General features: G+C 66.3%; 12 protein-coding genes and 3 rRNA genes. 6 read left to right on the forward strand and 9 right to left on the reverse strand.

The features are described 5' to 3' along the window. Nucleotides 1-2: 2 nt before the first annotated feature. Nucleotides 3-1,526 (reverse strand): DegT/DnrJ/EryC1/StrS family aminotransferase, encoded by a 1,524-nt coding sequence (locus ACQPWU_RS56040; protein WP_433445541.1) that lies wholly within the window; start codon nucleotides 1,524-1,526, stop codon nucleotides 3-5. Between the two features lie 726 nt (nucleotides 1,527-2,252). Between ACQPWU_RS56040 and ACQPWU_RS56045 the strand changes: the two genes are divergently transcribed. After that, nucleotides 2,253-4,331 (forward strand): DUF4082 domain-containing protein, encoded by a 2,079-nt coding sequence (locus ACQPWU_RS56045; RefSeq protein WP_433435266.1) that lies wholly within the window; start codon nucleotides 2,253-2,255, stop codon nucleotides 4,329-4,331. A gap of 3 nt (nucleotides 4,332-4,334) precedes the next feature. Here ACQPWU_RS56045 and ACQPWU_RS56050 read toward each other — a convergent pair whose 3' ends face one another. From ACQPWU_RS56050 to ACQPWU_RS56060, 3 genes are all read right to left on the reverse strand, one after another. Further along, nucleotides 4,335-4,547 carry a hypothetical protein gene (locus ACQPWU_RS56050; protein WP_433435267.1) on the reverse strand — a complete coding sequence of 71 codons (213 nt, stop codon included), beginning with the start codon at nucleotides 4,545-4,547 and terminating at the stop codon, nucleotides 4,335-4,337. A 715-nt stretch (nucleotides 4,548-5,262) separates the two neighbouring features. Then, nucleotides 5,263-6,324: an ice-binding family protein gene (locus ACQPWU_RS56055; protein ID WP_433435268.1), complete on the reverse strand. Its 1,062-nt coding sequence runs from the start codon at nucleotides 6,322-6,324 to the stop codon at nucleotides 5,263-5,265. Between the two features lie 95 nt (nucleotides 6,325-6,419). Beyond that, nucleotides 6,420-8,699: a hypothetical protein gene (locus ACQPWU_RS56060; RefSeq protein WP_433435269.1), complete on the reverse strand. Its 2,280-nt coding sequence runs from the start codon at nucleotides 8,697-8,699 to the stop codon at nucleotides 6,420-6,422. Nucleotides 8,700-8,944: 245 nt separating this feature from the next. On the opposite strand from ACQPWU_RS56060, the gene ACQPWU_RS56065 reads away from it, so the two are divergent. Together ACQPWU_RS56065 and ACQPWU_RS56070 are read left to right on the forward strand one after the other, a co-directional pair. Beyond that, the gene (locus ACQPWU_RS56065) at nucleotides 8,945-9,931 is read left to right on the forward strand and encodes a methyltransferase domain-containing protein (RefSeq protein WP_433435270.1); all 987 of its coding nucleotides are present in this window, start codon (nucleotides 8,945-8,947) and stop codon (nucleotides 9,929-9,931) included. A 38-nt stretch (nucleotides 9,932-9,969) separates the two neighbouring features. Further along, complete coding sequence (locus tag ACQPWU_RS56070) at nucleotides 9,970-11,229, forward strand: nucleotide sugar dehydrogenase (RefSeq protein WP_433435271.1); 1,260 nt, start codon at nucleotides 9,970-9,972, stop codon at nucleotides 11,227-11,229. Between the two features lie 67 nt (nucleotides 11,230-11,296). On the opposite strand, the gene rrf is transcribed toward ACQPWU_RS56070, so the two are convergent. The 3 genes from rrf to ACQPWU_RS56085 form a co-directional block, all read right to left on the reverse strand. Further along, nucleotides 11,297-11,413, reverse strand: a 5S ribosomal RNA gene (gene rrf, locus ACQPWU_RS56075). A 62-nt stretch (nucleotides 11,414-11,475) separates the two neighbouring features. Further along, a 23S ribosomal RNA gene (locus tag ACQPWU_RS56080) occupies nucleotides 11,476-14,580 on the reverse strand. 304 nt (nucleotides 14,581-14,884) lie between these two features. After that, a 16S ribosomal RNA gene (locus ACQPWU_RS56085) occupies nucleotides 14,885-16,404 on the reverse strand. Together the 16S, 23S and 5S rRNA genes form the textbook arrangement of a ribosomal RNA operon. 439 nt (nucleotides 16,405-16,843) lie before the next feature. Here ACQPWU_RS56085 and ACQPWU_RS56090 point away from each other — a divergent pair. Next, entirely contained in the window at nucleotides 16,844-18,931 is a 2,088-nt protein-coding gene (locus ACQPWU_RS56090) for a S9 family peptidase (RefSeq protein ID WP_433435272.1), read from the forward strand. Beyond that, nucleotides 18,928-19,926, forward strand: a complete 999-nt coding sequence (mgrA, locus tag ACQPWU_RS56095) for an L-glyceraldehyde 3-phosphate reductase (protein WP_433435273.1) — start codon at nucleotides 18,928-18,930, stop codon at nucleotides 19,924-19,926. Before ACQPWU_RS56090 ends, mgrA begins: the two co-directional genes overlap by 4 nt. Here mgrA and ACQPWU_RS56100 read toward each other — a convergent pair. Beyond that, nucleotides 19,895-22,270, reverse strand: coding sequence for a lysylphosphatidylglycerol synthase transmembrane domain-containing protein (locus ACQPWU_RS56100; protein ID WP_433435274.1), 2,376 nt, complete (start codon nucleotides 22,268-22,270; stop codon nucleotides 19,895-19,897). The two genes, mgrA and ACQPWU_RS56100, sit on opposite strands and share 32 nt — an antisense overlap. Nucleotides 22,271-22,474: 204 nt before the next feature. Between ACQPWU_RS56100 and ACQPWU_RS56105 the strand changes: the two genes are divergently transcribed. Then, entirely contained in the window at nucleotides 22,475-24,490 is a 2,016-nt protein-coding gene (locus tag ACQPWU_RS56105; RefSeq protein WP_433435275.1) for a molybdopterin-containing oxidoreductase family protein, read from the forward strand. On the opposite strand, the gene ACQPWU_RS56110 is transcribed toward ACQPWU_RS56105, so the two are convergent. Continuing rightward, nucleotides 24,468-25,232: an alpha/beta fold hydrolase gene (locus ACQPWU_RS56110; RefSeq protein ID WP_433435276.1), complete on the reverse strand. Its 765-nt coding sequence runs from the start codon at nucleotides 25,230-25,232 to the stop codon at nucleotides 24,468-24,470. The genes ACQPWU_RS56105 and ACQPWU_RS56110 overlap by 23 nt on opposite strands. Between the last annotated feature and the right edge of the window lie 7 nt (nucleotides 25,233-25,239).

The raw sequence follows: 25,239 nt of genomic DNA on the forward strand, positions 1-25,239 counted from the left end.
CCTCACCACGTGTTGATACACGAGATCACGCGTGCGACCTCGGCGTCGGAGAGTTCGGGATAGCAGGGAAGCGTCACGATCGAGTCCGCCAGGTCGTCCGTCACCGCGAGCCTCTGGCGGAGACCGAGATCGGCGAGCGGGCGCTGACGATGATCGGGAACGGGATAGTGCACGTCGGTCGCCACGCCCGCGCCGGCGAGCCGGGCACGCAGCACCTCGCGCTCGTCGCAGACCACCACATAGAGGTGGGCGACGGACTCCTCGCCGTGAACAGGCGGACACCGGACCCGCGGATGGATGATCTCCCGCGAGTAGCGGGTCGCGATGTCCCGGCGTCGCCGGTTCCAGCCGTCCAGGAAGGGCAGCTTGGCGCGCAGGACGGCCGCCTGCAACTCGTCCAGGCGGCTGTTGCGGCCCCCACCGGGACCGACTCGGTACTTCGACTCCCACCCGTACTGCCGCAGCCGCCTCAGCCGGGTGGCCACGTCCGCGTCGCCGGTGACCACGGCGCCGCCGTCGCCGAGCGCGCCGAGGTTCTTCGTCGGGTAGAAGCTGAACGCCGCGGCCGCGCCGAAGCCGCCGGCCCGCCGCCCGTCCCGGGCGGCGCCGTGGGCCTGCGCGCAGTCCTCGAACACCGGCACGCCGGCCCTGGCTGCGATTGCCAGGACGGCCTCCATGTCATGCAGGAGGCCGAACAGGTGGGTGACCACGATCGCGTCCAGGCGCTCGCCGTCCACGGCACGCCGGAGCTGGGCCAGATCCATCAGCTTCGTGTCCCGGTCCACGTCCACGAACACGGGCCAGGCACCGAGGGCCAGCAGCGCGGTGGCGGTGTAGAAGCCGGCGTTCGCGACCGTGGCGACCCGGCTGCCCGCGCCGACTCCGAGCGCGCGAAGGCCGAGCTCGATGGCGTCGGTCCCGTTCGCGACGCCCACGCAGTGAGTCGTGCCGCAGTAGTCGGCGAAATCCCGTTCGAAGGACTCCCCCTCCTCCCCCAGCACGTACCAACCGCTCTTGAGTACGCGCTCTACGGCCGCTTGCACAGCGGACCCCGTCGAGCCCGCGTGCCGGGCGAGATCATTGATCAGGATGCGGTCCGCCGCTTCGCCCGGTCCTGTGCCGAGGCCCTCCGTGGAAGGGCAGGGTGGATATCCGTCAACAGGGTGCATCGTCGGGCCTTTGCTGCGTGCGGCGGTCGAGGCTGCCCGGACAGGCGAAATCCATTCAACGCGGGCACCACCGGCCCGAGGCGCCCTAGGCGCGCCCCGCTCGGCCATTCCTTGCCGAGCCATTACCGGCGGCTTGCGGAGTACGCCGGTGTCACAGCGCCGCGGGCTGCGGGGCCGCAGGTCGGCCGGACCGGGGACCAGCTCCCGCGCCGCCAGCCCCGTGGATCTGAGGAAACGGGACGCTTCCATGAACGCCATGAGGATGTAGGTGACGGTCGACGCGAGTGCGGCGCCCACCTCGGCCGAGGAGTCCATGACGTTGAGGAGCACGACGTCGATGGTGACGAGGAGGTACATGGCCACCCAGCCGACGTGGTATCTGCTGGAGAGGCTGAGCTGAAGCCGTACGAGATCGCGGTCCAGGCGCGGCGAGATCGGCTACAGCCCGCGCACGGCGAGGAAGAACGGCAGAGCTGTCGACACCGTCAGCAGACGACCACGCCGGCGACGGTCACGTGCGCCAGGATCGGCAGGCACTGCACGAGCGAGCAGCAGCTGTCCGATGAGGAGCGCGATGCGCCGGAGGCCGGATCCATCTCTTGGCGCCACTGCGGGACCTTTCCTGAATCTGCAGCAGCGCCCCGCCCCGGCCAGGTGCTGTCGGGCCGCGACATCGACACGATTCCGGCTATGCCGCACACGATGCCTCCGTAGATGGCTGGGCGATCTCGCGCGATCACCTTGAGGGATCACAGTCGTACCCACAGTAAGTAGCACGTCGGCCTCTGACACGGTCGGGGGCGTGTCGCGACTGTTTCCACCGAGCCTTTCACGCTATTTCATTGTAAAACACAAAATAGCGCGAAATGCGGTCGACAGCTGTCCACCAGGCGAAATTCTGGTTTCGCTGCTGGTCTGCGAAGAGTTGCCGCAGTAAAGTCATTAAACTTCGCCCCATTAGGGCCCTCGAATACTGTCGTGGGCACCAAATCCGGACGAATAGCGATATTGGGCTTTACGCGCCGCATACCCGTAGAGCTGTCACCAGACATTCCGTGAGAATCACCCAAGAAGTTGAGTTCCATGCATAATTCTCAGCCTGATCACGGGCCAACCAGCCAGTCCACCAACGCCACCCACACGAACCCGCCCGGCGGAAGTTCTCCTCGTCGTCGCCGGCGCCACTCCCTCCTCGCAGGGATACTCGCGTCCGTCCTGGCGACCGGAGCGATCGTCGCGACCCCGCTCGCCGCGCACGCCGACACAGGCCCGGTGGACCTCGGCGACGCCCAGTCCTTCGCGGTGCTGGCGGGAACGTCGGTGTCGAACTCGGGTCAGACCGCGGTCACCGGAGATCTGGGCGTGAGCCCGGGCACCTCGGTGTCGGGATTCCCGCCCGGCACGGTGAGCGGCACCATCCACACGAACGACTCCACCGCGATCGCCGCGAAGGCCGACGCGGTGAGCGCCTACAACGACCTCGCCAGCCGCCCGGTCGACAACACCGTCGCTCCCGCGCTCGGCGGAACGACCAAGACCCCGGGCGTCTACGCCTCCACCAACGGAACCTTCAGCATCAGCGGGACCCTGACGCTCGACGCCCAGGCCGACCCCGACGCGGTCTTCGTCTTCAGAGCGTCCTCGCTCACGACGGCCAACGTCAGCAACATCAACCTGGTCGGCGGCGCCCAGGAAAAGAACGTCTTCTGGCAGATCACCGGCTCGGTGACCCTGGGCACGTTCTGCACCTTCCGCGGGAACGCGCTCGCGTCGACCGCGGCCACGGTCAACAGCGGAGCGGCGGTGTTCGGCCGGGTCTTCTCACTCAACTCCTCGGTCACGATCCAGGGGACGGGGGGTATCCCGGCCACGCGAGTCAGCCTGCCGGACCGCCCGCCCACCACCACGGCCCTGTCCTCATCGCTCAACCCTTCCACCCCTGACGACAGCGTCACCTTCTCGGCGACGGTCGACGGCGGCTCGGAGCCGGTGACTCCCGAAGGCGACGTGGTCTTCAAGGATGGCGCGACCACCATCGGGCAGGACCATTTCGACGGCGAAACTCCCGCCACGGTGACCGTCCCGGACTTCACCGAGGGCCAGCACTACATCACCGCCGTCTTCCTGGGCGGCATCACCTTCAACGGCGAACAGCCGATCAATTTCGCGCCGAGCACATCCAACGTCGTCGTCCAGGACGTGACGACCTCGCTCTGGAGCGACTCGACGACGCCCGCCAACCAGTCATCGGACAACCGGGCGGTCACCCTCGGCGTGAAGTTCAGGTCGGCCTCGGACGGGCTCGTCCACGGCATCCGCTTCTACAAGGGCTCCCAGAACACCGGCACCCACACCGGCGGCCTGTGGACCACCGGCGGCCAACTCCTGGCCAGCGTCACCTTCACCGGCGAATCCGCAACCGGCTGGCAGAACGCCTACTTCTCCACGCCGGTCACGATCAAGGCCGACACCACCTACATCGCCTCTTACCACACCACATCCGGATTCTGGTCCTACAACCGGCCCTACTTCACGACCGCGTTCACCCACGACCCCCTCACCGCGCTTCGGAACGGCGCGGACGGCGGCAACGGCGTCTACACCTACGGCGCCTCGCCGTCCTTCCCCACCAGCACCTTCAACGCCAGCAACTACTGGGTCGACGTCATGTTCACATCGGCGGACAGCCTCTGGAGCGACTCGGCGACACCTGCCAACCAGTCATCGGACAACCGGGCGGTCACCCTCGGCGTGAAGTTCAGGTCGATCTCGGACGGGGTCGTCCAGGGCATCCGCTTCTACAAGGGCTCCCAGAACACCGGCACCCACACCGGCGGCCTGTGGACCACCGGCGGCCAACTCCTGGCCAGCGTCACCTTCACCGGCGAATCCGCAACCGGCTGGCAAGAGGCCTACTTCTCCACGCCGGTCTCCATCGACGCCGACACCACCTACATCGCCTCGTACCACACCACATCCGGGTTCTGGTCCTACAACCGGCCCTACTTCACCTCGGCCCGCGACAGCGGTCCTCTCACCGCCCTCGAAGACGGCTTCGAGGGCGGTAACGACGTCTACACCTACGGTGCCTCGCCGTCCTTCCCCACCAGCACCTACAACGCCAGCAACTACTGGGTCGACCTCATATTCGAGGCACCCTGATCATCACTGCTGGTCCTTCGGCGGGGGGATGGCGGTGAACCTGTCGCAGTACTTGGTTCCCCAGGCCGGCCCCGGTGGCGGTGGCGGCTCGGTCAGAATGCACTTCGTCTGAGCGAGACCGCCGCCGGAGGTCGCCACGGTGATCAGCAGGCTGCTGAGGGGCTCGGCGAGTTCGGTCAGCGAGACGCCGACCACGCCCTCGGGGTACCCCGGCACCGACGCGAGGCTGTGCCACGCCCCGGGCAGGGGGGTGCGCGGGTCCAGGATCCAGGCGATCCCGTCCGAGGCGTACGCGGTGAAGTTCGTGTCGAAGGGCGGGAACGTCAGGGAGACGAGCGTCGAGTCGACCGCGGTGGACGACCCGGGCAGGCCCTGCGGCCCTCTGGGGCCTTCCGGGCCTTCCGGGCCTTCTGGTCCCGCCGGTCCCGCCGGTCCTGGGGGACCTTTCAGACCTGCGGGGCCTTGTGGTCCCTCGGGACCTCGCGTTCCTTTGAATCCCCGCGGACCGGTGGGGCCTTCCGAGCCCCTGAAGCCCGGCAGCCCTATCGGCCCGATCGGTCCTCGCAGGCCTCTCGGTCCGCGAAACACGCGCACACACGAACCACGCCGGCACACGCGGCAGCGTTTCCCGTGGCACCGCCAGGAAGCCGCCAGGTGCCCCTGGTTCATCCACAGGCCGGAAACAGCCGCCGGCACCGTCCCAGCGACAGAGCCGGCCCGCGCGGCTCCCGCGTCCACCACGCCCGATGTCCCACAGGCCAGCATCAATGCGACGGCCGATATACCGCGGCGAGAAATCACGATAGCCCCCTTTCTGACGTGCCCGAAATACCCCGACACTGAATGGGCAACGCCTGATATGGACTACGTTGCCGGCAAACAGCGCCCATCCTTCGACAAAGGCGCCCGACCTGTCCGCATATACGATTACTTACCGCCGATTAAGCACTTGTTGCGTTATGACCGAAGACTCGCTCGGCGCGAAGAGGACCCAGGCCTCGTGTACCGCGGTCCCTCCGTCCGTATAGACCGCGTGGATTTCGTGCACGCCTCTGGTGAGCTCGGCCGTGGTGAACCGCGCGACCCCGGTCTCGTCGGCGTAGGCCGAACCGATGATGGTGGTGCCCTCCATGAAGAGCACCGTCCCCGTGGGTCGGAATCCCTGCACGTTTCCGCTGACCGTCGCGGTGAACGTGACGGGCTCCCCGTTGCGTGACGGGTTGGGAGAAGACGTCAGAGACGTCGAGGTGGGCGGGTTGACCGGCAGCGTGACCCGGGTGGCGGGCAGGATGTCGGTGCCTTCGAAGTGGAGCGCCTCATTGAGCGCCATGGTGCGGCCGTAGACCGCCGCGCCGAATGCCACGCTGATCGAGTTCCACGCCAGGAGGTTGCCGCGGAAGGTGGAGTACTTGCCGAGGCTGGCGTCGGCGCCGACCTGCCAGAAGACATTGTTGTCCTGGGCGCCGTTCACCAGGTCGATGTTGCTCACCCTGGCTGTGGTCAACACCGAGTCCGCCTGGAAGATGAAGACGGCGTCCGGCTCGCCGCGGGCGTCCAATGTGAGGGTGCCGTCGATGCGGAACGTGCCGTCCGTGCTCTCGTAGACACCGGGCGACAGGGTAAGGCCGCCGAGCTGTGGCGGGATGACGCTGTTGGAGGCACGTCCGTCCGCTTCCCGATAAGCGGCGACCGCGTCCTCCTTCTCCTCGGTGCCGTGGGCGTCACCCCCCAAGTGGATCTCTCCCCGCACCTCCCCTGGTGGGAACCCGACCACCTCGCTCCCCGGATTCACGACGAGTTCGCCGGTGAGCGTGGTGAGGCCCGTGTTGGTGACCCTCTCCCCGGCCATCGCCACGCAGTCAGCCGCTTCTCCGAGGTCGACGGGAGGCTCTTGGCGCACGCGCGTGTCGGGGACGGCCGCCCCGAGCGTGCTCATCAGGAGGGCGCCGACGACGGCTGCGGCCGACCAGGACGAAGGCAGGGTCCTCATCATGCGCGCAAGTCTGGCGATCGGACACGTCCAGTCCTGCCCGGACATCAGCACGGGGCGATCTCCTTGCCACAGTTTGGGCGAGCCCCGACCTGGCGTCACCGCTGGACCGGACGACCCACCTGATAGACGCCGAAATCGCCGGAGCGGAACCGCAAGCTCGTGAGCGACCCGAGGGAGGAGCCGGGTGCCGAGCGGCGTTCGTCCACGAAGAGCCATCGCACTCCGTAGCGGTCGCGCAGCCGCCGGACCGCCTGCGCGGAGGGGCGTTCGAAGACCGCGTCGTTGGCCCGGATGCGCTCTCGATCCCAGAACGGGCGGCCGGCCACCGCCTCGCCAGGGCGCCAGCCGTCGGTGTTGCGCGCCGCGTAGGCCCATCCTTCGACCAGCACCCGCCGTTCTGTCAGTGCGGCCGTCCAGTAGGCACGCCTGTCGCACGGCTCCTCGTATCCGAGGCGGCAGTGCGTGTTGGTGGCCACGATGTCGTCAGGGAGCGAGTGGTCGCGCAGCCACCGGCTCGCCTCGAGGAGCCCTGAGGGTACGTCCTGTGCCGATGCTCCGTCGTACGGATCCAGTGGCGTATGCGCGAGCCACGCGGCAGGCGTCCCCGCCGCCGTGACCAGGCAGATCGTCAGCGCGAGCGTACGGCGCCCGCCCCATCGGGCGGCGACCAGCACGACCACGCCGAGGAGCACGAGGTACGGCAGGTACAGGGCCAGCTCGCTCTGGCCGGGCCGCAGCGGGATCCTGACGCCGAAGAGCAGCCGGACAGCGGTAGCGGCCAGCACGCCCGCGCCGCCCGCGCAGGCGACGGCCCTGCCCGTCAGGCCCGCCTCGCGTATGGCGAGTCGCGCCCCCGACACCGCCACCATCGCCAGGTAGGGGCAGGCGGCCTCCAGGAAGTACCCCTGAGACAGGCCGGGGTGCCCGAGCAGCAGGAACGCCGCGAGCCCGGCCAGACTCATGCCGAGTCCGAGCACGACGGGGGTGCGCAGCAGCTCCCGTGGCCGCACGACCAGGCCCAGCACGCCACACCAGGTGATCGCCCCGCACAGCAGGCAGAGCCCGCCGATCCCGAGCACGGCGGTCCAGGGCACGTCCGCCGACGGCCCCGCGCCGGTCAGATTCCTCCAGGTCACGCGTATGATCGACAGCGGATCGGGGACGAGCCCCTGCCTCTCACCCTTGTACAGCAGCACATACGACAGGGCCACGCACACTGCGGTCAGTCCCAGCACGGCCGGCGCACGCCGCGGTAGCCTGCGCCACCGGATCGTCTCCACGACCACGACCGCCACCAGCCCCGCCGCGAGCAGGGGCAGATACGTCGCCTTCGCTCCCATGACCGCCGACATCATGACCGCCAGGAGCACCCAACGGCCCCGAGCCGGCCGCGATCCGTCAAGAAGATCGACGACCAGGAGCACGACCGGAGCGAACAGCAGGGCGCAGAAGACCTGGCTCGGGCTCGACCACGACTGCACGGACGCCCAGCTGAACACGCCGGCGGCGCTGCCCTCGTACAGGCTGGGCGCCGCGACGAACACCGTGCTCGCGAGTGCGGCCAGCCCACCCACCCACGATCCCGTGACCCGCCGGCCGACCGCCGCCAGCAGCACGGCGAGCGCGGCCAGCATGGGCAGGACTGCGAGGCGGTAGAGCAGGACCAGCGGCTCCACCCCGGTCACCCAGCTCGCCGCCGCGACGTGCACGTGGACGAACCAGTGGTACGCCAGGGGTTCGCCGGCGACGCCCGGGGCCGTCGGCGGCACGTGGTGCTTCAACTCGCCGATCAGGGCCAGGTGATAGGGCATGTCGACATAGGACGACGCCATCGCCGGCCAGGTGAGGGCGTGGGTGCCGAAGAAGGTGACGGCTGTCCAGAGGATCAGGCAGATCACGATCAGCGTGAGGGCCCACGGCCACCAGCGCGGCGTGCGGTTGGTGCGCGGCCCGGCCCTCCAGTGCCCCCGCAGCCTCGGCACCGCGAGGAACAGGACGTACGTGCCGAGCGGCCACGCCATGACCAACAGGGGCGCGCCGATCGCCCGGGCGGGAATGTAGGTCAGCACCTCCAGTGCGTAGCCGAGCGCCGTACCCAACGCCAATTCCTCAGGAAAGGTGTGGTCACGACGGTAAAGCGCGCGGATCCACAGCAGCCCGGGCAGCGCCAGACCCAGCACCACGTAAAGGGCGAACAGCGTCAAGTCCGAGAGTGAGACGCCGTAGCGCCCGCACACCACTCCCGCGCAGGCGGCCAGGGCGGCTGCTGGAGCCCACCTCAGGAGTGGGGCGGCGCGCCTGCCCCCGACCGGCGACCCGTCGGCGGCAGGCGCGGGAGACGGCTCCGAACGCGGCAAGAGCTCGACTTCGGTCATGTGCGCAAGCCTGACGAGGCCGGAGCTCGCGGGCACCGCGAACGTCTGGACAGCGCGATGTCCTTGCCGCCGCTTGGCGGGCGTTTTCCCTGGTCCCCGGGTCTCCACGCTCTCCGGGCGGTCAGGGACACGCCGCCGTTCATTCTCGTGGCCGCTCGATCACGCAACGTAACATGAAGCGACTGTGAGGATGTGGCCGCTCTTGGCCCCGGTCATCCTGTTTCGCCTACCGAACGGTCAACCGCATGACTCTTCCGAAACAAGCGCCTCCTGGCATCGATCCGCAAATTCCCTGGTGTTCCGAGTTGCGGTGCCTTCGCTGCCGCGCCTCGCTTCGTACCGTCCAGAGCGAACTCGTCTGCGAGACCTGCGCAGCCGCCTATCCGATCGACTGCGGCATCCCGAGATTCGTTCCCGCGGACAACTACGCCGATGGGTTCGGTTACCAGTGGAACCGGCACCGGCTGACCCAGCTCGACTCCCACTCCGGCACGACCATCTCCCGCGATCGCGTCATGAAGGCGAGCGGCTGGACGGCTGAGCAACTGCACGGCAAGAGCGTGCTCGAATGCGGCAGCGGGGCCGGGCGTTTCACCGAGGTGCTCTGCGAGACCGGCGCCATCGTGACGTCCTTCGACATCTCCAGCGCGGTCCATGCCAACGCCGCGTCGAACGGCCGGTTTCCCAACCTGCGCCTGTTCCAGGCCAGCATCTACGACCTGCCACTGCCCGAGGAGTCGTTCGACTTCCTCTTCTGCTTCGGCGTCATCCAGCACACTCCCGACGTGGAGCGCACCTTCAAGGCGATGTTCCGTTATCTGCGGCCCGGTGGGCGGTTCTGCATCGACGTGTACGCGGCGCCGATCTCGTACCTGCATCCACGGCAGCTGCTGCGCCCGCTGACCAAGCGCATTCCTCCCGCACGCCTGTACTCGATCGTGGACGAGACGGCACCGAAGCTCCTCCCGCTCGCCATGGGGCTCTCCGACGTTCCCGTCGCGGGGCCGTGCCTGGCCCGCCTGGTGCCCGTCGCCACTCACCGGCACCTGAACCTGCGGGACAAGAGGACCATCCGTGACTGGTCGGTGCTCGACACGTTCGACTGGCTCGCGCCGCGGTACGAGCGACCCCAGCCACGCCGGCGCCTGCAGCGGTGGGCGATGGATCTGCGGCTGCGGAGCTTCAGGGTCGAACGGCATCGAGGGCTGTACGTGATCCGCGGCGTCAAATAGCCGACCGTGTTCCATCTCGACAATGACGGGGTCCATATATGGGGGAGAAACTGGTGGTCGTGGGGCAGGGCTATGTCGGCCTGCCCTTGGCCATGCGAGCGGTTGAGGCGGGATTCGACGTCGTGGGAATCGACGTCGACCCGTGGCGCGTGAAGCGGCTGAACGCCGCCGAGTCCTATGTCGAGGACATCACTGACGAACGGCTGGCCGAGGCCCTGCGTACGGGCCGCTACCTGGCCAGCGACGACTACGCGGACGCCGAGGCGTTCGATGTCTGCCTGATCACCGTGCCCACGCCACTGTGCGACGGAGCTCCCGACCTGCGCCATATCGCGTCGGCGGGGCGTTCCATCGCACCACTGCTACGGCCGGGCGCCACCGTGATCCTGGAGTCCACCACCTACCCCGGCACCACGGAGGAGTACCTCCTGCCGCTGCTCGAGGAGGGCTCGGGGCTGCGCGCTCCCGAGGACTTCCACCTGGGCTACAGCCCCGAACGCATCGACCCGGGCAACGAGCGGTGGCAGCTGGAGAACACGCCGAAGGTCGTCTCCGGCATCGACGAGCCATCGCTGGATCGGATCCGGGCGTTCTACGAGCGGCTGGTCCAGCAGGTGGTCCCCGTGTCCACACTCCAGGCGGCCGAACTGTGCAAGCTTCTGGAGAACACCTTCAGGCACGTCAACATCGCCCTGGTGAACGAGCTGTCCATCTTCGCCCACCAGCTCGGGATCGACGCCTGGGAGGCCATTGACGCCGCCGCTACCAAGCCGTTCGGCTACATGCGCTTCATCCCTGGCCCCGGCGTCGGGGGGCACTGCCTGCCGATCGACCCGTCGTACCTGTCCTGGGCGGTCAAGCGGGGACTCGGGCACAACTTCCGGTTCGTGGAGCTGGCCAACGACATCAACAACAGCATGCCCGACCAGGTCGTGCGCCGCCTCACGGTGGCGTTGAACGACCGCGCCAAACCCCTCAGGGGCAGCCGGCTGCTCCTCCTCGGCCTTGCCTACAAGAAGAACGTGGGCGACTGCCGCGAGTCGCCCGCCATCCACATTGCCCGCGCACTCTGTAAGCTCGGCGCCCACGTGCGCGCCGCCGACCCGTACGTCGACGATCACCAGCTACCGGCAGGCGTCGAGATCGTCGAGGCCACCCGCCAGGAGCTCGCCGCCGCCGACGCCGTGGCCATCCTGACCGACCACGACTGCTTCGACTACGACCTGGTGGAAGAGGCCAGTCCCTTCGTCTTCGACACTCGCAACCGCTGCCGCGGCGCCAACGTCGAACGCATCTGAACGCTGTGGATCTGTCCGGACCAAAAAAGAGGGCCACCCCGAAGGGTGGCCCTCTCATTAAATATTTGTGCGGCGGTGACCTACTCTCCCACACCCTCCCGAGTGCAATACCATCGGCGCTGGGAAGCTTAACTTCCGGGTTCGGAATGTAACCGGGTGTTTCCTTCCCGCCATAACCGCCGCAACCCTGCGAAACAGCTGTTTGCTGTCTCAGAATTGCCTAGTGGACGCGAGCAAGAATGCTTTGTGGTCAAGTCCTCGGCCTATTAGTACCGGTCAGCTCCACACGTTACCGCGCTTCCACTTCCGGCCTATCAACCCGGTCGTCTACCGGGAGCCTTACCCCTCACAGGTGGGAGACCTCATCTCAAGGCAAGCTTCCCGCTTAGATGCTTTCAGCGGTTATCCCTCCCGAACGTAGCCAACCAGCCGTGCACCTGGCGGTACAACTGGCACACCAGAGGTTCGTCCGTCCCGGTCCTCTCGTACTAGGGACAGCCCCTTTCAAGTCTCCTGCGCGCGCAGCGGATAGGGACCGAACTGTCTCGCGACGTTCTAAACCCAGCTCGCGTACCGCTTTAATGGGCGAACAGCCCAACCCTTGGGACCTACTCCAGCCCCAGGATGCGACGAGCCGACATCGAGGTGCCAAACCATCCCGTCGATATGGACTCTTGGGGAAGATCAGCCTGTTATCCCCGGGGTACCTTTTAGCCGTTGAGCGACACCGCTTCCACATGCCGATGCCGGATCACTAGTCCCAGCTTTCGCTCCTGCTCGACCCGTCAGTCTCACAGTCAAGCTCCCTTGTGCACTTACACTCAACACCTGATTGCCAACCAGGCTGAGGGAACCTTTGGGCGCCTCCGTTACCCTTTAGGAGGCAACCGCCCCAGTTAAACTACCCACCAGACACTGTCCCCGATCCGGATCACGGACCAGAGTTAGACATCCAAAACGACCAGAGTGGTATTTCACCAATGACTCCACCCGAACTAGCGTCCGAGCTTCCCAGTCTCCCACCTATCCTACACAAGCCGTTCCAAACACCAATGTCAAGCTGTAGTGAAGGTCCCGGGGTCTTTCCGTCCTGCTGCGCGAAACGAGCATCTTTACTCGTACTGCAATTTCACCGGGTCTGCGGTTGAGACAGCGGGGAAGTCGTTACGCCATTCGTGCAGGTCGGAACTTACCCGACAAGGAATTTCGCTACCTTAGGATGGTTATAGTTACCACCGCCGTTTACCGGCGCTTAAGTTCTCACCTTCGCATGATTACTCACACTAAGCGGTCCCCTTAACGTTCCGGCACCGGGCAGGCGTCAGTCCGTATACATCGTCTTACGACTTCGCACGGACCTGTGTTTTTAGTAAACAGTCGCTTCCCCCTGGCCACTGCGACCCCCACCAGCTCCGAGTGCAAAACTCATCACCAGCAGAGGTCCCCCTTCTCCCGAAGTTACGGGGGCAATTTGCCGAGTTCCTTAACCACAGTTCACCCGATCGCCTCGGTATTCTCTACCTGACCACCTGAGTCGGTTTAGGGTACGGGCCGCCACAACACTCACTAGAGGCTTTTCTCGGCAGCATAGGATCATCCACTTCACCACAATCGGCTCGGCATCACATCTCAGGCACAAGGAACGCGGATTTACCTACGTCCCGCCCTACATGCTTACCCCAGGACAACCATCGCCTGGGCTGGACTACCTTCCTGCGTCACCCCATCGCTTACCTACTACCCGATCGGTCCGAGCGTTCACCCTGACGGCCGTCCCGAAGGACAACCCGAGCTAAGGACTCTTAGCATCACGAGGTTCGATATGGGCGCATTGAAGCGGGTACGGGAATATCAACCCGTTGTCCATCGACTACGCCTGTCGGCCTCGCCTTAGGTCCCGACTTACCCTGGGCGGATTAACCTGCCCCAGGAACCCTTGGTCATCCGGCGCGAGGGTTTCTCACCCTCGATTCGCTACTCATGCCTGCATTCTCACTCGCACAGCCTCCACAACTAGATCACTCTGCTGCTTCACCGGCTGCACGACGCTCCCCTACCCATCAACAACCCGAAAGCTGTCAATGCCACGACTTCGGCGGTGTACTTGAGCCCCGCTACATTGTCGGCGCAGAATCACTTGACCAGTGAGCTATTACGCACTCTTTCAAGGGTGGCTGCTTCTAAGCCAACCTCCTGGTTGTCTCTGCGACTCCACATCCTTTCCCACTTAGCACACGCTTAGGGGCCTTAGTCGGTGATCTGGGCTGTTTCCCTCTCGACTACGAACCTTATCGCCCGCAGTCTCACTGCCACGCTCTCACTTACCGGCATTCGGAGTTTGGCTGACGTCAGTAACCTTGTCGGGCCCATTAGCCATCCAGTGCTCTACCTCCGGCAAGAAACACGCAACGCTGCACCTAAATGCATTTCGGGGAGAACCAGCTATCACGGAGTTTGATTGGCCTTTCACCCCTACACACAGATCATCCCCCAGGTTTTCAACCCTGGTGGGTTCGGTCCTCCACCCAGTCTTACCTGAGCTTCAACCTGCCCATGCGTAGATCACTCCGCTTCGGGTCTACAGCATGCGACTCAAACGCCCTATTCAGACTCGCTTTCGCTACGGCTCCCCCACACAGGTTAACCTCGCCACACACCATAACTCGCAGGCTCATTCTTCAAAAGGCACGCAGTCACATCACAGCCGCTCCGAAGAACGACTAAGCTCCTACGGCTTGTAGGCACACGGTTTCAGGTACTATTTCACGACCCCTCACCGGGGCACTTTTCACCTTTCCCTCACGGTACTCGTGCACTATCGGTCACCAGGGAGTATTTAGGCTTACCAGGTGGTCCTGGCAGATTCACACAGGATTTCTCGAGCCCCGTGCTACTTGGGATCCCCTCAAACAGTCGACAAGGTTTCGCCTACCCGGCTCTCACGGTCTACGGCAGCCCTTCCCAGAGCTTTCAACTACCCCATCGATTTATCACTGTTCGCAACCCCGGCAGAGACTGCTAGAAGGTCCCACGACCCCGGACATGCAACGCCTGCCGGCTATCACACACGCCCGGTTTAGCCTCATCCGCTTTCGCTCACCACTACTCACGGAATCACATATTGTTTTCTCTTCCTACGGGTACTGAGATGTTTCACTTCCCCGCGTTACCACCAACCGCCCTATACATTCAGGCGGAGGCAACACCACATGACTGGTGCTAGGTTTCCCCATTCGGACATCCCCGGATCAACGTCTGGTTGGCGACTCCCCGAGGCTTAACGCAGCCTCCCACGTCCTTCATCGGCTCCTGATGCCAAGGCATCCACCGTGTGCCCTAAAAAACTTGGCCACAAAGATGCTCGCGTCCACTATGCAAATCTCAAACAACAAACAGCAAACCAGCTCGCGCCCCACCAAAGCAGCGAGGCGTCCGCTGGCCCTGTCTCCGAAGAACCAGACACGCATGCCCGTTCCTTCAGGACCCAACAGTGTGTCCGGCACCCCGCGACCGCAGAACCAGCGTTCCCACTCCCCTCCGAAGAGAGGCGGTACCAGCCGGCCGTTGACCACGTTGTGCCGAGTAGCCAGTGCTCCACTAGTGAGCTGTCACCCCACCGAACACGCGCCGGTGAAAGGTGAAAGTAGCTCCTTAGAAAGGAGGTGATCCAGCCGCACCTTCCGGTACGGCTACCTTGTTACGACTTCGTCCCAATCGCCAGCCCCACCTTCGACCGCTCCCCCCACAAGTGGTTGGGCCACGGGCTTCGGGTGTTGCCGACTTTCGTGACGTGACGGGCGGTGTGTACAAGGCCCGGGAACGTATTCACCGCAGCATTGCTGATCTGCGATTACTAGCGACTCCGACTTCATGGGGTCGAGTTGCAGACCCCAATCCGAACTGAGACCGGCTTTTAGGGATTCGCTCCACCTCACGGCATCGCAACCCTCTGTACCGGCCATTGTAGCATGTTTGCAGCCCAAGACATAAGGGGCATGATGACTTGACGTCATCCCCACCTTCCTCCGAGTTGACCCCGGCAGTCCCCCATGAGTCCCCACCACCCCGAAAGGCGTGCTGGCAACATGGAGCAAGGGTTGCGCTCGTTGCGGGACTTAACCCAACATCTCACGACACGAGCTGACGACAGCCATGCACCACCTGTCACCCAGTCCGAAGAAGCCCACATCTCTGCAGGTGTCCGGGTGATGTCAAACCTTGGTAAGGTTCTTCGCGTTGCGTCGAATTAAGCAACATGCTCCGCCGCTTGTGCGGGCCCCCGTCAATTCCTTTGAGTTTTAGCCTTGCGGCCGTACTCCCCAGGCGGGGCGCTTAATGCGTTAGCTCCGGCACGGAGATCGTGGAAGACCCCCACACCTAGCGCCCAACGTTTACAGCGTGGACTACCAGGGTATCTAATCCTGTTCGCTCCCCACGCTTTCGCTCCTCAGCGTCAGGTAAGGCCCAGCAAGCCGCCTTCGCCACCGGTGTTCCTCCTGATATCTGCGCATTTCACCGCTACACCAGGAATTCCACTTGCCCCTACCTACCTCTAGCCGGCCCGTATCCACCGCAGACCCGCAGTTAAGCTGCGGGCTTTCACGGCAGACGCGACCAGCCACCTACGAGCTCTTTACGCCCAATAATTCCGGACAACGCTTGCGCCCTACGTATTACCGCGGCTGCTGGCACGTAGTTAGCCGGCGCTTCTTCTGCAGGTACACGTCAACTTCGTCCCTGCTGAAAGAGGTTTACAACCCGAAGGCCGTCATCCCCCACGCGGCGTCGCTGCGTCAGGCTTCCGCCCATTGCGCAATATTCCCCACTGCTGCCTCCCGTAGGAGTCTGGGCCGTGTCTCAGTCCCAGTGTGGCCGGTCGCCCTCTCAGGCCGGCTACCCGTCGTCGCCTTGGTAGGCCACTACCCCACCAACAAGCTGATAGGCCGCGAGCCCATCCCCAACCGAAAAATCTTTCCACACGCATCCCATGCGAAAGCGCGTCATATCCGGTATTAGACCCAGTTTCCCGGGCTTATCCCAGAGTCAGGGGCAGGTTGCTCACGTGTTACTCACCCGTTCGCCGCTCGAGTACCCCGAAGGGCCTTTCCGCTCGACTTGCATGTGTTAAGCACGCCGCCAGCGTTCGTCCTGAGCCAGGATCAAACTCTCCAAACAATGTCTTGTCCGGAAATCAATCCGAGCTATCCGTCAAAAAGACGGGGTCATGCATGTAAATCTCATGCACTGGCTTTTAACACACTGTTGAGTTCTCAAGAAACGGACGCGTACCCCTCACTCGAAACCATTCAGGCTTTTCGCTCGGAGGCGTTCATTTCGTTGTGTCTTAATTCTTTCAGCCGTTCAAGTCCCTGTCAAATTGACCCGACTCGCTCGATCTGCAGAAATTAAGCCGTGCCGCCCCGTTTCCGGGACAACCCCTCTAACTTACCAGCCCTCACGAGTGGACACGAACGTCCACCGGAGTGAAGGAGGAGGAGAAGAGTTGCGCCGTAGCGCGGCGGCTGTTCAAGATTAGCAGCGCTCCCGACCCCTCGAGCCGGTTCTTCTCCTTCTACGGACACAGATCGATCACGACCGAACATAGACTCCCCACGTGAGCAGCAACACGCCGCCAGTGGCGAAGAAGGTCCCGACGGAGCGCACTCACCACGGTGACACCGTCATCGACGAGTACGCCTGGCTGAGCAACAAGGAAGATCCAGATACCACCGCCTATCTGGAGGCGGAGAACGAATTCCTCAAACAGGAGACCGCTCACCTCTCCGATCTCCAGGAGCAGGTGTTCCAGGAGATCAAGGGCCGCACGCAGGAAACCGACCTGTCCGTGGCCAGCCGCAAGGGCGCCTGGTGGTACTTCTCGCGTACGGAGGAAGGCAAGCAGTACGCCGTCTCCTGCCGCGTCCCCGCGGACAGCGACGCTCCCCCGGAGATCACGCCGGGCGTCCAGCTCGATCGCGAGCAGGTGATTCTCGACGGCAACGAGCTCGCCGGCGACAGCCCGTTCTTCTCGATAGGCACCAGCTCCGTCACGCCCGACGGCACGATGCTGGCCTACTCGACCGACTACAAGGGCGACGAGCGATTCACGCTCAGGTTCAAGAACCTCGAAACGGGCGAGGTGCTCCCCGACGAGATCGAGGACATCTTCTACGGGGGCGCCTGGTCGGCCAACGGCTCGGCGTTCTTCTACACGCGCGTCGACGACGCCTGGCGCCCGTACCAGGTCTACCGGCACACCCTCGGTACCGAGGAGGACGTGCTGGTCTACGAGGAGACCGACGAGCGTTACTGGGTCGGCATCGGGCTTACGCGCAGCGAGAAGTATCTGGTGCTCGGCGCGGGCAGCAAGATCACCAGCGAGGTGCGTCTTCTCGACGCCACCGATCCCACGGGTGAGTTCAAGGTCGTACGCCCCAGGAAAACGGGTGTCGAGTACGGCGTCGAGCACGCGGGCGACTTCTTCTACGTCCTCCACAACGAGAACGCCGAGAACTTCGAACTGGCCACCGCGCCGCTCGACGACCCCGCCACCTGGACCCCGCTGACCGCCCATCGGGACGACACCAGGCTCCTGGAGATCGACGCGTTCTCCGACCACGCCGTGGTGCACTTCCGCCGCGACGGGCTGACCGGCCTGCGGATCCTCCCCTATCCCGACGCGCAGAACTGGCGCGAGCGGATAGAGGCCGCCGAGCGGAACGCGTACGAGATCGACTTCCCCGAGCCGCTCTACGACGTCGGCCCCGCGGGCAACCCGGAGTTCACCACCACCAGGCTCAGGCTGGCGTACACGAGCATGGTCACTCCGCCCAGCGTGTACGACTACGAGCTCGACACGCACGAGCTGATCCTGCTCAAGCAGCGCCCGGTGCTGGGCGGCTACGACCCGGCCGACTACGAGCAGTTCAGGGAGTGGGCCACGGCCGAGGACGGCACGAGGATCCCGGTGTCCATCGTGAAGCGCAAGGACGCCGCCAAGCCCGCGCCGACCGTGCTGTACGGGTACGGCAGCTACGAGACCTCCATCGACCCCGGCTTCTCGGTCGCGAGGCTCTCGCTGCTCGACCGCGGGTTCGTCTTCGCCGTCGCGCACGTCAGGGGCGGTGGCGAGATGGGCCGCCACTGGTACGAGGACGGCAAACTCACCAGGAAGCGCAACACGTTCACCGACTTCGTGGCCGTGGCCAGGCACCTGAAGGCGACCGGCTGGAGCGAGCGGATCATCGCCAGGGGCGGCTCCGCGGGCGGCCTGCTGATGGGCGCGGTGGCGAACCTCGCGCCGGAGGAGTTCGCGGCCGTGGTGGCCGAAGTGCCGTTCGTGGACGCGCTGAACACCATCCTCGACCCGTCGCTCCCGCTGACCGTGATCGAATGGGACGAGTGGGGCGACCCGCTGCACAACCCCGACGTCTACGCCTATATGAAGAGCTACACCCCGTACGAGAACGTGGACGGCAGGCCGTACCCGCCGATCCTGGCGATCACGAGCCTGAACGACACCCGTGTGATGTACCACGAGCCGGCGAAGTGGATCGCGAGGTTGCGGGCGACCGCGAGTGGTGGGCCGTTCCTGCTCAAGACGGAGATGGGCGCAGGCCACGGCGGCCGCAGCGGACGCTACGATGCCTGGCGCGAAGAGGCCTTCGCGCTGTCCTGGATCATCGAGAGGGGCACCTCGTGACCTATCAAGCCGACGGTCGGCGCTACGAGCGGCAGCCGTACAACCGCAGCGGCCGCAGCGGGCTGAAGCTGCCGGCGGTCTCCCTGGGGCTGTGGCACAACTTCGGCGACAACCGGCCGATCGAGAACTCGCGGGCGATCCTGCGGCGCGCCTTCGACCTGGGGGTGACGCACTTCGACCTGGCCAACAACTACGGCGTGCCGTACGGCTCGGCGGAGAAGAACTTCGGGCGCATCTTCCGCGAGGATTTCGCGAAATATCGGGATGAGCTGATCATCTCCACCAAGGCCGGCTACGACATGTGGCCGGGCCCGTACGGCGAGTGGGGCTCGCGCAAGTATCTCCTGGCCAGCCTCGACCAGTCGCTCGAGCGCATGGGCCTGGAGTACGTCGACATCTTCTACAGCCACCGTCCCGACCCGGAGACGCCGCTGGAGGAGACCATGGGGGCGCTCGACCGAGCCGTGCGCTCGGGCAAGGCGCTCTACGCGGGCATCTCCAGCTACTCGGCCGAGCAGACGGCCCAGGCCGCGCGGATCATGCGTGAGCTGGGCACGCCGCTGCTCATCCACCAGCCGTCCTACTCGATGATCAACCGGTGGATCGAGGACGGCCTGCTGGACGCGGTGGAGGAGGCGGGCATGGGCTGCATCGTGTTCTCGCCGCTGGCGCAGGGCGTGCTGACCGACCGCTACCTCGAAGGCGTGCCGGCCGATTCGCGGGCGGCCACGAGCCGGTTCCTGAGCGAGGACCGGATCAACCGCGAGCTGGCGCGCGACCTCAACGAGATCGCCAAGGGCCGGGGGCAGACGCTGGCTCAGATGGCGCTGTCGTGGACGCTCAGGGATCCGCGGGTGACGAGCACGCTGATCGGGGCGAGCAGCGTGAAGCAGCTCGAGGACAACGTGGCCTGCGTGGACGGCCCCGCCTTCACGGAGGACGAACTCCAGGCCATAGACGAAATCACAGCGCCTCGTGCCGCTGGAGGTAAGTGAAGGAGGCCCAGCCGGGCAGCACCGGGAGCCAGAACGTGAGGAGCCGGTGCAGCAGCACGGCCGAGGTGGCCAGCTCGGCCGGCACGCCCGCCACGGTCAGCCCCAGCGCGAGCGCGCCCTCGACCGCGCCCAGCCCGCCGGGAGTGGGCGCGGCCGAGCCGATGGCGTTGGCCGTGAGGTAGACGACGGCGACGGCGGTGAAGCTGATGTCACCGCCGAACGCCGCCACACAGGCGTCCAGGCAGACCACGAACGCGATCGTGATCATGAGCGTGCCCGCGCACGCCTCGACCATCTTGCGCGGCGACTGCAGCACGTCCAGCAGCCGCGGCAGCACGTTCGAGAAGAGCTTGCGCATCCGCGAGGTGACCATCCTGCGTAGCGGCGGCACCCCGAGCACCACCACGACCAGCACCGCCACGGCCAGCAGCACCAGGACGAGCCCGCGCGACGGCGTGAACGAGGTGTTGGTGTTGGAGCCGGTGATGTAGGCGAACAGCAGCAGCAGCGCGATGTGGAAGACCAGCATGATGAGCTGCGAGGCGCCCACGCTGGCCACCGCGCTGGCCGGCGAGATGCCGCGTTTCTGCAGGTAGCGGGTGTTGATGGCGACGCCGCCCACGGCCGCGGGCGTGACGAGCTTGACGAACGAGGAGGCGAACTGCACGAGCACCGTGCGCCAGAGCGGCAGGTGCTCGGGCACGAACCCTCTCAGCATCAGCGCGGCCGCCACGAAGCTGACGAACGACGCGACCAGCGCGAGCCCCGACCAGCCCCAGTTGGCCGTCGTGACCACCTCGTAGACGTTGACCCGGCTGAGCTGGGAGAGCAGGAAGTACGCGGCCATCGTGCTGGCGATGATCGTGAACAGGGTGCGCGGCCTGAACCGCTCGAGGCGTACCTCCTCGACCTTGCCCTGCGGCTTGAGCGCGACGATCTGCTCGCGGATGCCGGGCAGCACGTGCTTGGCCTTCGACAGGGCCGCGCGGGTCTCCCGGGCCAGCGCGATCTGCTGGAGCAGCGGCATGGCGGCGGCCAGCGTGTCCGGGCCCATGGCGGCCGCCGCGGTCCGCACCGAGCGCTCGGGGCCCACCCGCAGCGCCAGGTAGGTGAGGAGCTGGGCGACGTCGAGCCTGAGCAGCAGGTCTCCGGCGGCGATCTCGCCGCTGCGCGCGTCGGTCAGCACGACGCGGCCCGCGCGGTCGAGGTGGATGCTGTCGCCGGTGAGGCGCCGGTGCGCCAGGCGCTGGACCTGCAGCAGCTCGACCTGCTCCCAGATCTGGGCGAGCAGGTCGTCGTCGATCTGCTCGTCGGGCACCTCGTCGAGCGGACGCGTCTCGATGTGCTCGTACGCGAGCAGCGCGGCCTCGGTGCCGATCTCGCTGGTGCCGAGCAGCCGGGGCGTGCTGACGCCGGCCGCCTGGGCCGCGTACGCCATGAGCGCCTCGCGTTCGAGCTCGGCCCGTAGCGACCTGATGGCCTTGCGCCGGGTCTCGGAGTTGAGCCTGATGCGCCGCCACAGCCGGTACGGCAGCCCGGCCACCTGCAGGTCGCGGTCGAGCACGGTGACATCGAGGCCGGCGCCGTCCTTGAGCCCGATGGCGTAGCGGCGGCTGCCCTGGTGGTCGTCCTCGATGCGGCGGGCCGAGACCACCGGGAACGACAGCTTGCGCAGCGCGGCCACCACGGCGCTCCCCGGCGGCCTGGTGTTGGGGCTGCCGACGCCGTAGAGGGTGGCGTAGCCGATGGCCATGCCGACCAGCACGGTGACGATGGCGCTGGGCAACGTGATCTGCCTGCCGGAGAAGAACGCGAGGATGTAGAGCGCGATCGTGGTCCACATCAGCATGCGCCACGTGGGCCGGCGCGAGATGCGGACGGCGGTGGCGTACGCGACGACCGAGGTGAGCAGCGTGTTCAGCGGCTCGATCGTCCTGTCGCCGGTCAGCAGCACCCGCAGATCGTCGGCGTTGCCCGCCACGAGCCACTGCCCGAGCAGGAACGATCCGGCCATGCCGACGATCGCGGCGATCAGCCCCTCCGCGACACGCAGGCCGTCGCGGTGGAAGACCCGCTCGACCGCGAACGCCGCGGGCACGATGAGCACGGCCGCGCCGCCGAGGAACGCGGCGACCCTGCTGAGCAGGGGCACCAGCTGCGCGCCTTCCTTGACGTCCTGCTCGAGCCCTATGAGGGTCTGCTTGGCGACCAGCATGAGCAGGATGGCCGCGGCGAGCGTGATGAGCGTGGCGAAGAAGCGCAGCAGGTCGGAGGGGCGGCGCAGGCGCTGGGGCAGCAGCGGCTCTACGACGTAGATGTCGCTTTGCGCGCGTGACTCTGCCACGGCTGGATCCCCCTCCGTGAGGTCCTCCGTGTCATCTCGTTCCCTGATTTCGGCCACCGACAGAGATTCTGCACCTTCCCGGCCCGACCGTACGATCTCCAGATTTCCAGTCTGCTAAATCGTCCCCGTAGTCGTCGCACGGGGCAGGCTACACGGCTTTCCGTGTCTCTCGTCATCCCAGGTTCGGGACGTAGTCTGTGAGCTATGTCGGGTGAACTGAGGGTTTTGGGTGCATGTCCATTGGACTGCCCCGATACGTGCTCCTGGATCGTCACAGTGGAGAACGGCAAGGCCGTCAAACTACGCGGCAACCCCGACCAGCCCTACACCAGAGGCGCCCTCTGCGTGAAGGTCAACCGGTACCTGGAGCACACCCAGGCGGACGACCGCATCCTTTACCCGCTGCGCCGTACGGGGCCCAAGGGGTCCGGCCAGTTCGAGCGCATCACGTGGGACGAGGCGCTCGACGAGATCTCCGTACGGCTGCGCGGCATCGTCGAGGAGCACGGCGGCGAGGCCATCTGGCCCTACCTGGGCACGGGCACGCTCGGCTACCTGCAAGGCTGCGAGGGCGTGGCCGGGCGGCGGTTCTGGAACGTGCTCGGCGCCTCCAAGCACTGGCTCAACATCTGCTCGTCAGCCGGCAGCAGCGGCCTGGCCCGTACGAACGGCACCGCGGCCGGCATGGACCCGGAGAACTTCGCGCTGGCCAAGCTGATCCTGCTCTGGGGCACGAACACGCTGACCAGCGGCCACCACCTGTGGAAGTTCATCCAGGACGCGCGGGCGAACGGCGCGCACGTCGTGGCCATCGACCCGATCCGCACCAGGACGGCCGACCAGGCCGACGAGTACCTGGCGATCAGGCCGGGCACGGACGCGGCGCTCGCGCTCGGGCTGCTCAACATCGTGCTGGCGGAGAACGCGCAGGACGAGGAGTTCCTGGCCGAGCACACCGACGGCTGGGAGGGCTTCCGCCAGGAAATCCTCAAATATCCGGTCGAGACTGTGGCCGAAATCACCGGCGTCCCCGCCGAGGCCATCCACAGCCTGGGGATGCGGCTCGCTCACACCCGACCCACCGCCATCCGCGCCACCCAGGGCCTCCAGCGCCACGAGGGCGGCGGCACCGCGCTGCGCACGATCGCGTCGATCCCCGGCGTCACCGGCGACTGGCGCCACCCCGGCGGCGGCATCGCGTACTCGACCAGCGGCCACGTCCACTTCGACATCGACACGCGCGACGACCTGCTGGCCAAGCCGGTCCGCACCCTGGTCATGACCAAGCTGGCGTCTCAGCTCGACGACGTGAAGTGCCTGTGGGTGTACGCGGCCAACCCGGCGGGCTCGAGCCCCGACGCGAACGCGATCAGGCGGCAGCTCGCCCGCGAGGACCTGTTCACGGTGGTCATGGAGCAATTCCCGACCGACACCGTGGACTACGCCGACATCGTGCTGCCGGCGACCATGCAGACCGAGCACCATGACCTGCACGCCGGGTACGGGCACCTTTACCTGCTGTGGAACGAGCCCGCCGTGCCGCCGCCCGGCGAGTGCCTGTCCACGACGGAGACGTTCCGGCGGCTGGCGGCGCACATGGGGATGACCGAGCCGTCGCTGTTCGACTCGGATCTGGAGCTGGCCGAGGAGCTGCTCTCCAGCGGGCATCCGTCGCTGGAGGGCGTCACGCTCGACCGGCTGCGCAAGGAGGGCTGGGTGCGGATGAACTACCCCGAGCCCTTCACACCGTTCGCCGAAGGCTTCCCTACGCCGTCCGGCAAGCTGCGTTTCCCTCCGGTGGGCAAGGCGTACACGCCGCCCCACACGGCCCGTGCGCGGGGGCGCTCGCCGTACCCGCTGGCGCTGGTCACGCCCGCCTCGCACACGTTCCTCAACACCACCTTCGGCAACAACCCCGAGCTGCGGCGGCGTGCCAAGGACCCGGTGGTGCTGGTCAACCCGGCCGACGCGGCGGCGCGCGGTCTGGAAGGCGGGCAGCGGGTACGCGTGCACAACGACGGCGGGGAGTTCCTGGCGGACGTGGAGATCAGCGACCGCGTGGCACCCGGGGTGGTGGCCTCGCCGAAGGGCCGCTGGCCGAAGCTCACCCCAGGCGGCGCCAACCCGAACGCGGTCGTGGCGGAGCGGGACGGGGACATGGGCCGGGGCCCCGGCTTCCACGACAACCTGGTCGAGATCAGCCCTTGTGCCGCGCCATGAAGGCATCGATCTTGTCGAGCACCTGCTTCGCGTGAGGGCCGGCCAGCAGGGCCGAGGCGTGCAGGCTCTCCCCCGGGATGACCAGCAGTTCGTTGTCCGGGGCCTTGGTGGCGGCGTCGTGCGCTCTCGTCAGGTCGCCGGCGCCGCCGTAACCGTCGTGCTCTGAGCCGATCTGGAGGAGCGGGACGGTCAGTTTGCCGGCGTTCTCCTGGCTGATCTGGCCTGAGACGGCCACGACGCCGGCCACCTCGGGGCCGAGCCGCAGGGCCGCGGGGACCGCGGTGGTGGCGCCGATCGAGCCGCCGAGCATGAAGACGCGTTCGACGCCCCGCTCCTTGAGCAGGCGCCGGGCCATGGCGACGGCGGTGTCCTCGGGCAGGGCCTGCGATGACCTGGTGTAGACGAGCACGCGGTAGTGGGGAGCGAGGCGGTCGAAGAGCGGGCGCCAGGAGCACACGGTGCCGCGGCGCTCGTAGGTGATCACCACGCCGACGGAGCCGGTGCCCCCGATGATCCCGGGCATGCCGCCACCGTAGGTGAAGATCTTGCCGTCTTTCGTGTGGTAGCACCCCGACACGTTGGGGCCGGTGGGCGGCGGGGTGCTCGCGGAGGCACTCTCGCTGGGGACGCTCGTACCGGGGACGGCCGGGCCAGTCGAAGCGGGGGCCGCCCCCGCGGTGCCCCCGCTCCCGCACGCCGTCAGTGCCACCACGAGCCCCATGACACCGATGAACCCGCGCATGACCGCC

Source organism: Nonomuraea sp. CA-141351 (assembly GCF_050944675.1).
Lineage (GTDB): Bacteria > Actinomycetota > Actinomycetes > Streptosporangiales > Streptosporangiaceae > Nonomuraea.

Bases quoted from the DNA above. Each gene is read 5' to 3' on its own strand.
- ACQPWU_RS56040 (WP_433445541.1), bottom strand. From the start codon at position 1,526: ATGTACCTCCTCGTCACCATCGACGTCGTGCTCCTCAACGTCATGGAC.
- ACQPWU_RS56045 (WP_433435266.1), top strand. From the start codon at position 2,253: ATGCATAATTCTCAGCCTGATCACGGGCCAACCAGCCAGTCCACCAAC.
- ACQPWU_RS56055 (WP_433435268.1), bottom strand. From the start codon at position 6,324: ATGATGAGGACCCTGCCTTCGTCCTGGTCGGCCGCAGCCGTCGTCGGC.
- ACQPWU_RS56060 (WP_433435269.1), bottom strand. From the start codon at position 8,699: ATGACCGAAGTCGAGCTCTTGCCGCGTTCGGAGCCGTCTCCCGCGCCT.
- ACQPWU_RS56065 (WP_433435270.1), top strand. From the start codon at position 8,945: ATGACTCTTCCGAAACAAGCGCCTCCTGGCATCGATCCGCAAATTCCC.
- ACQPWU_RS56070 (WP_433435271.1), top strand. From the start codon at position 9,970: ATGGGGGAGAAACTGGTGGTCGTGGGGCAGGGCTATGTCGGCCTGCCC.
- ACQPWU_RS56105 (WP_433435275.1), top strand. From the start codon at position 22,475: ATGTCGGGTGAACTGAGGGTTTTGGGTGCATGTCCATTGGACTGCCCC.
- ACQPWU_RS56110 (WP_433435276.1), bottom strand. From the start codon at position 25,232: ATGCGCGGGTTCATCGGTGTCATGGGGCTCGTGGTGGCACTGACGGCG.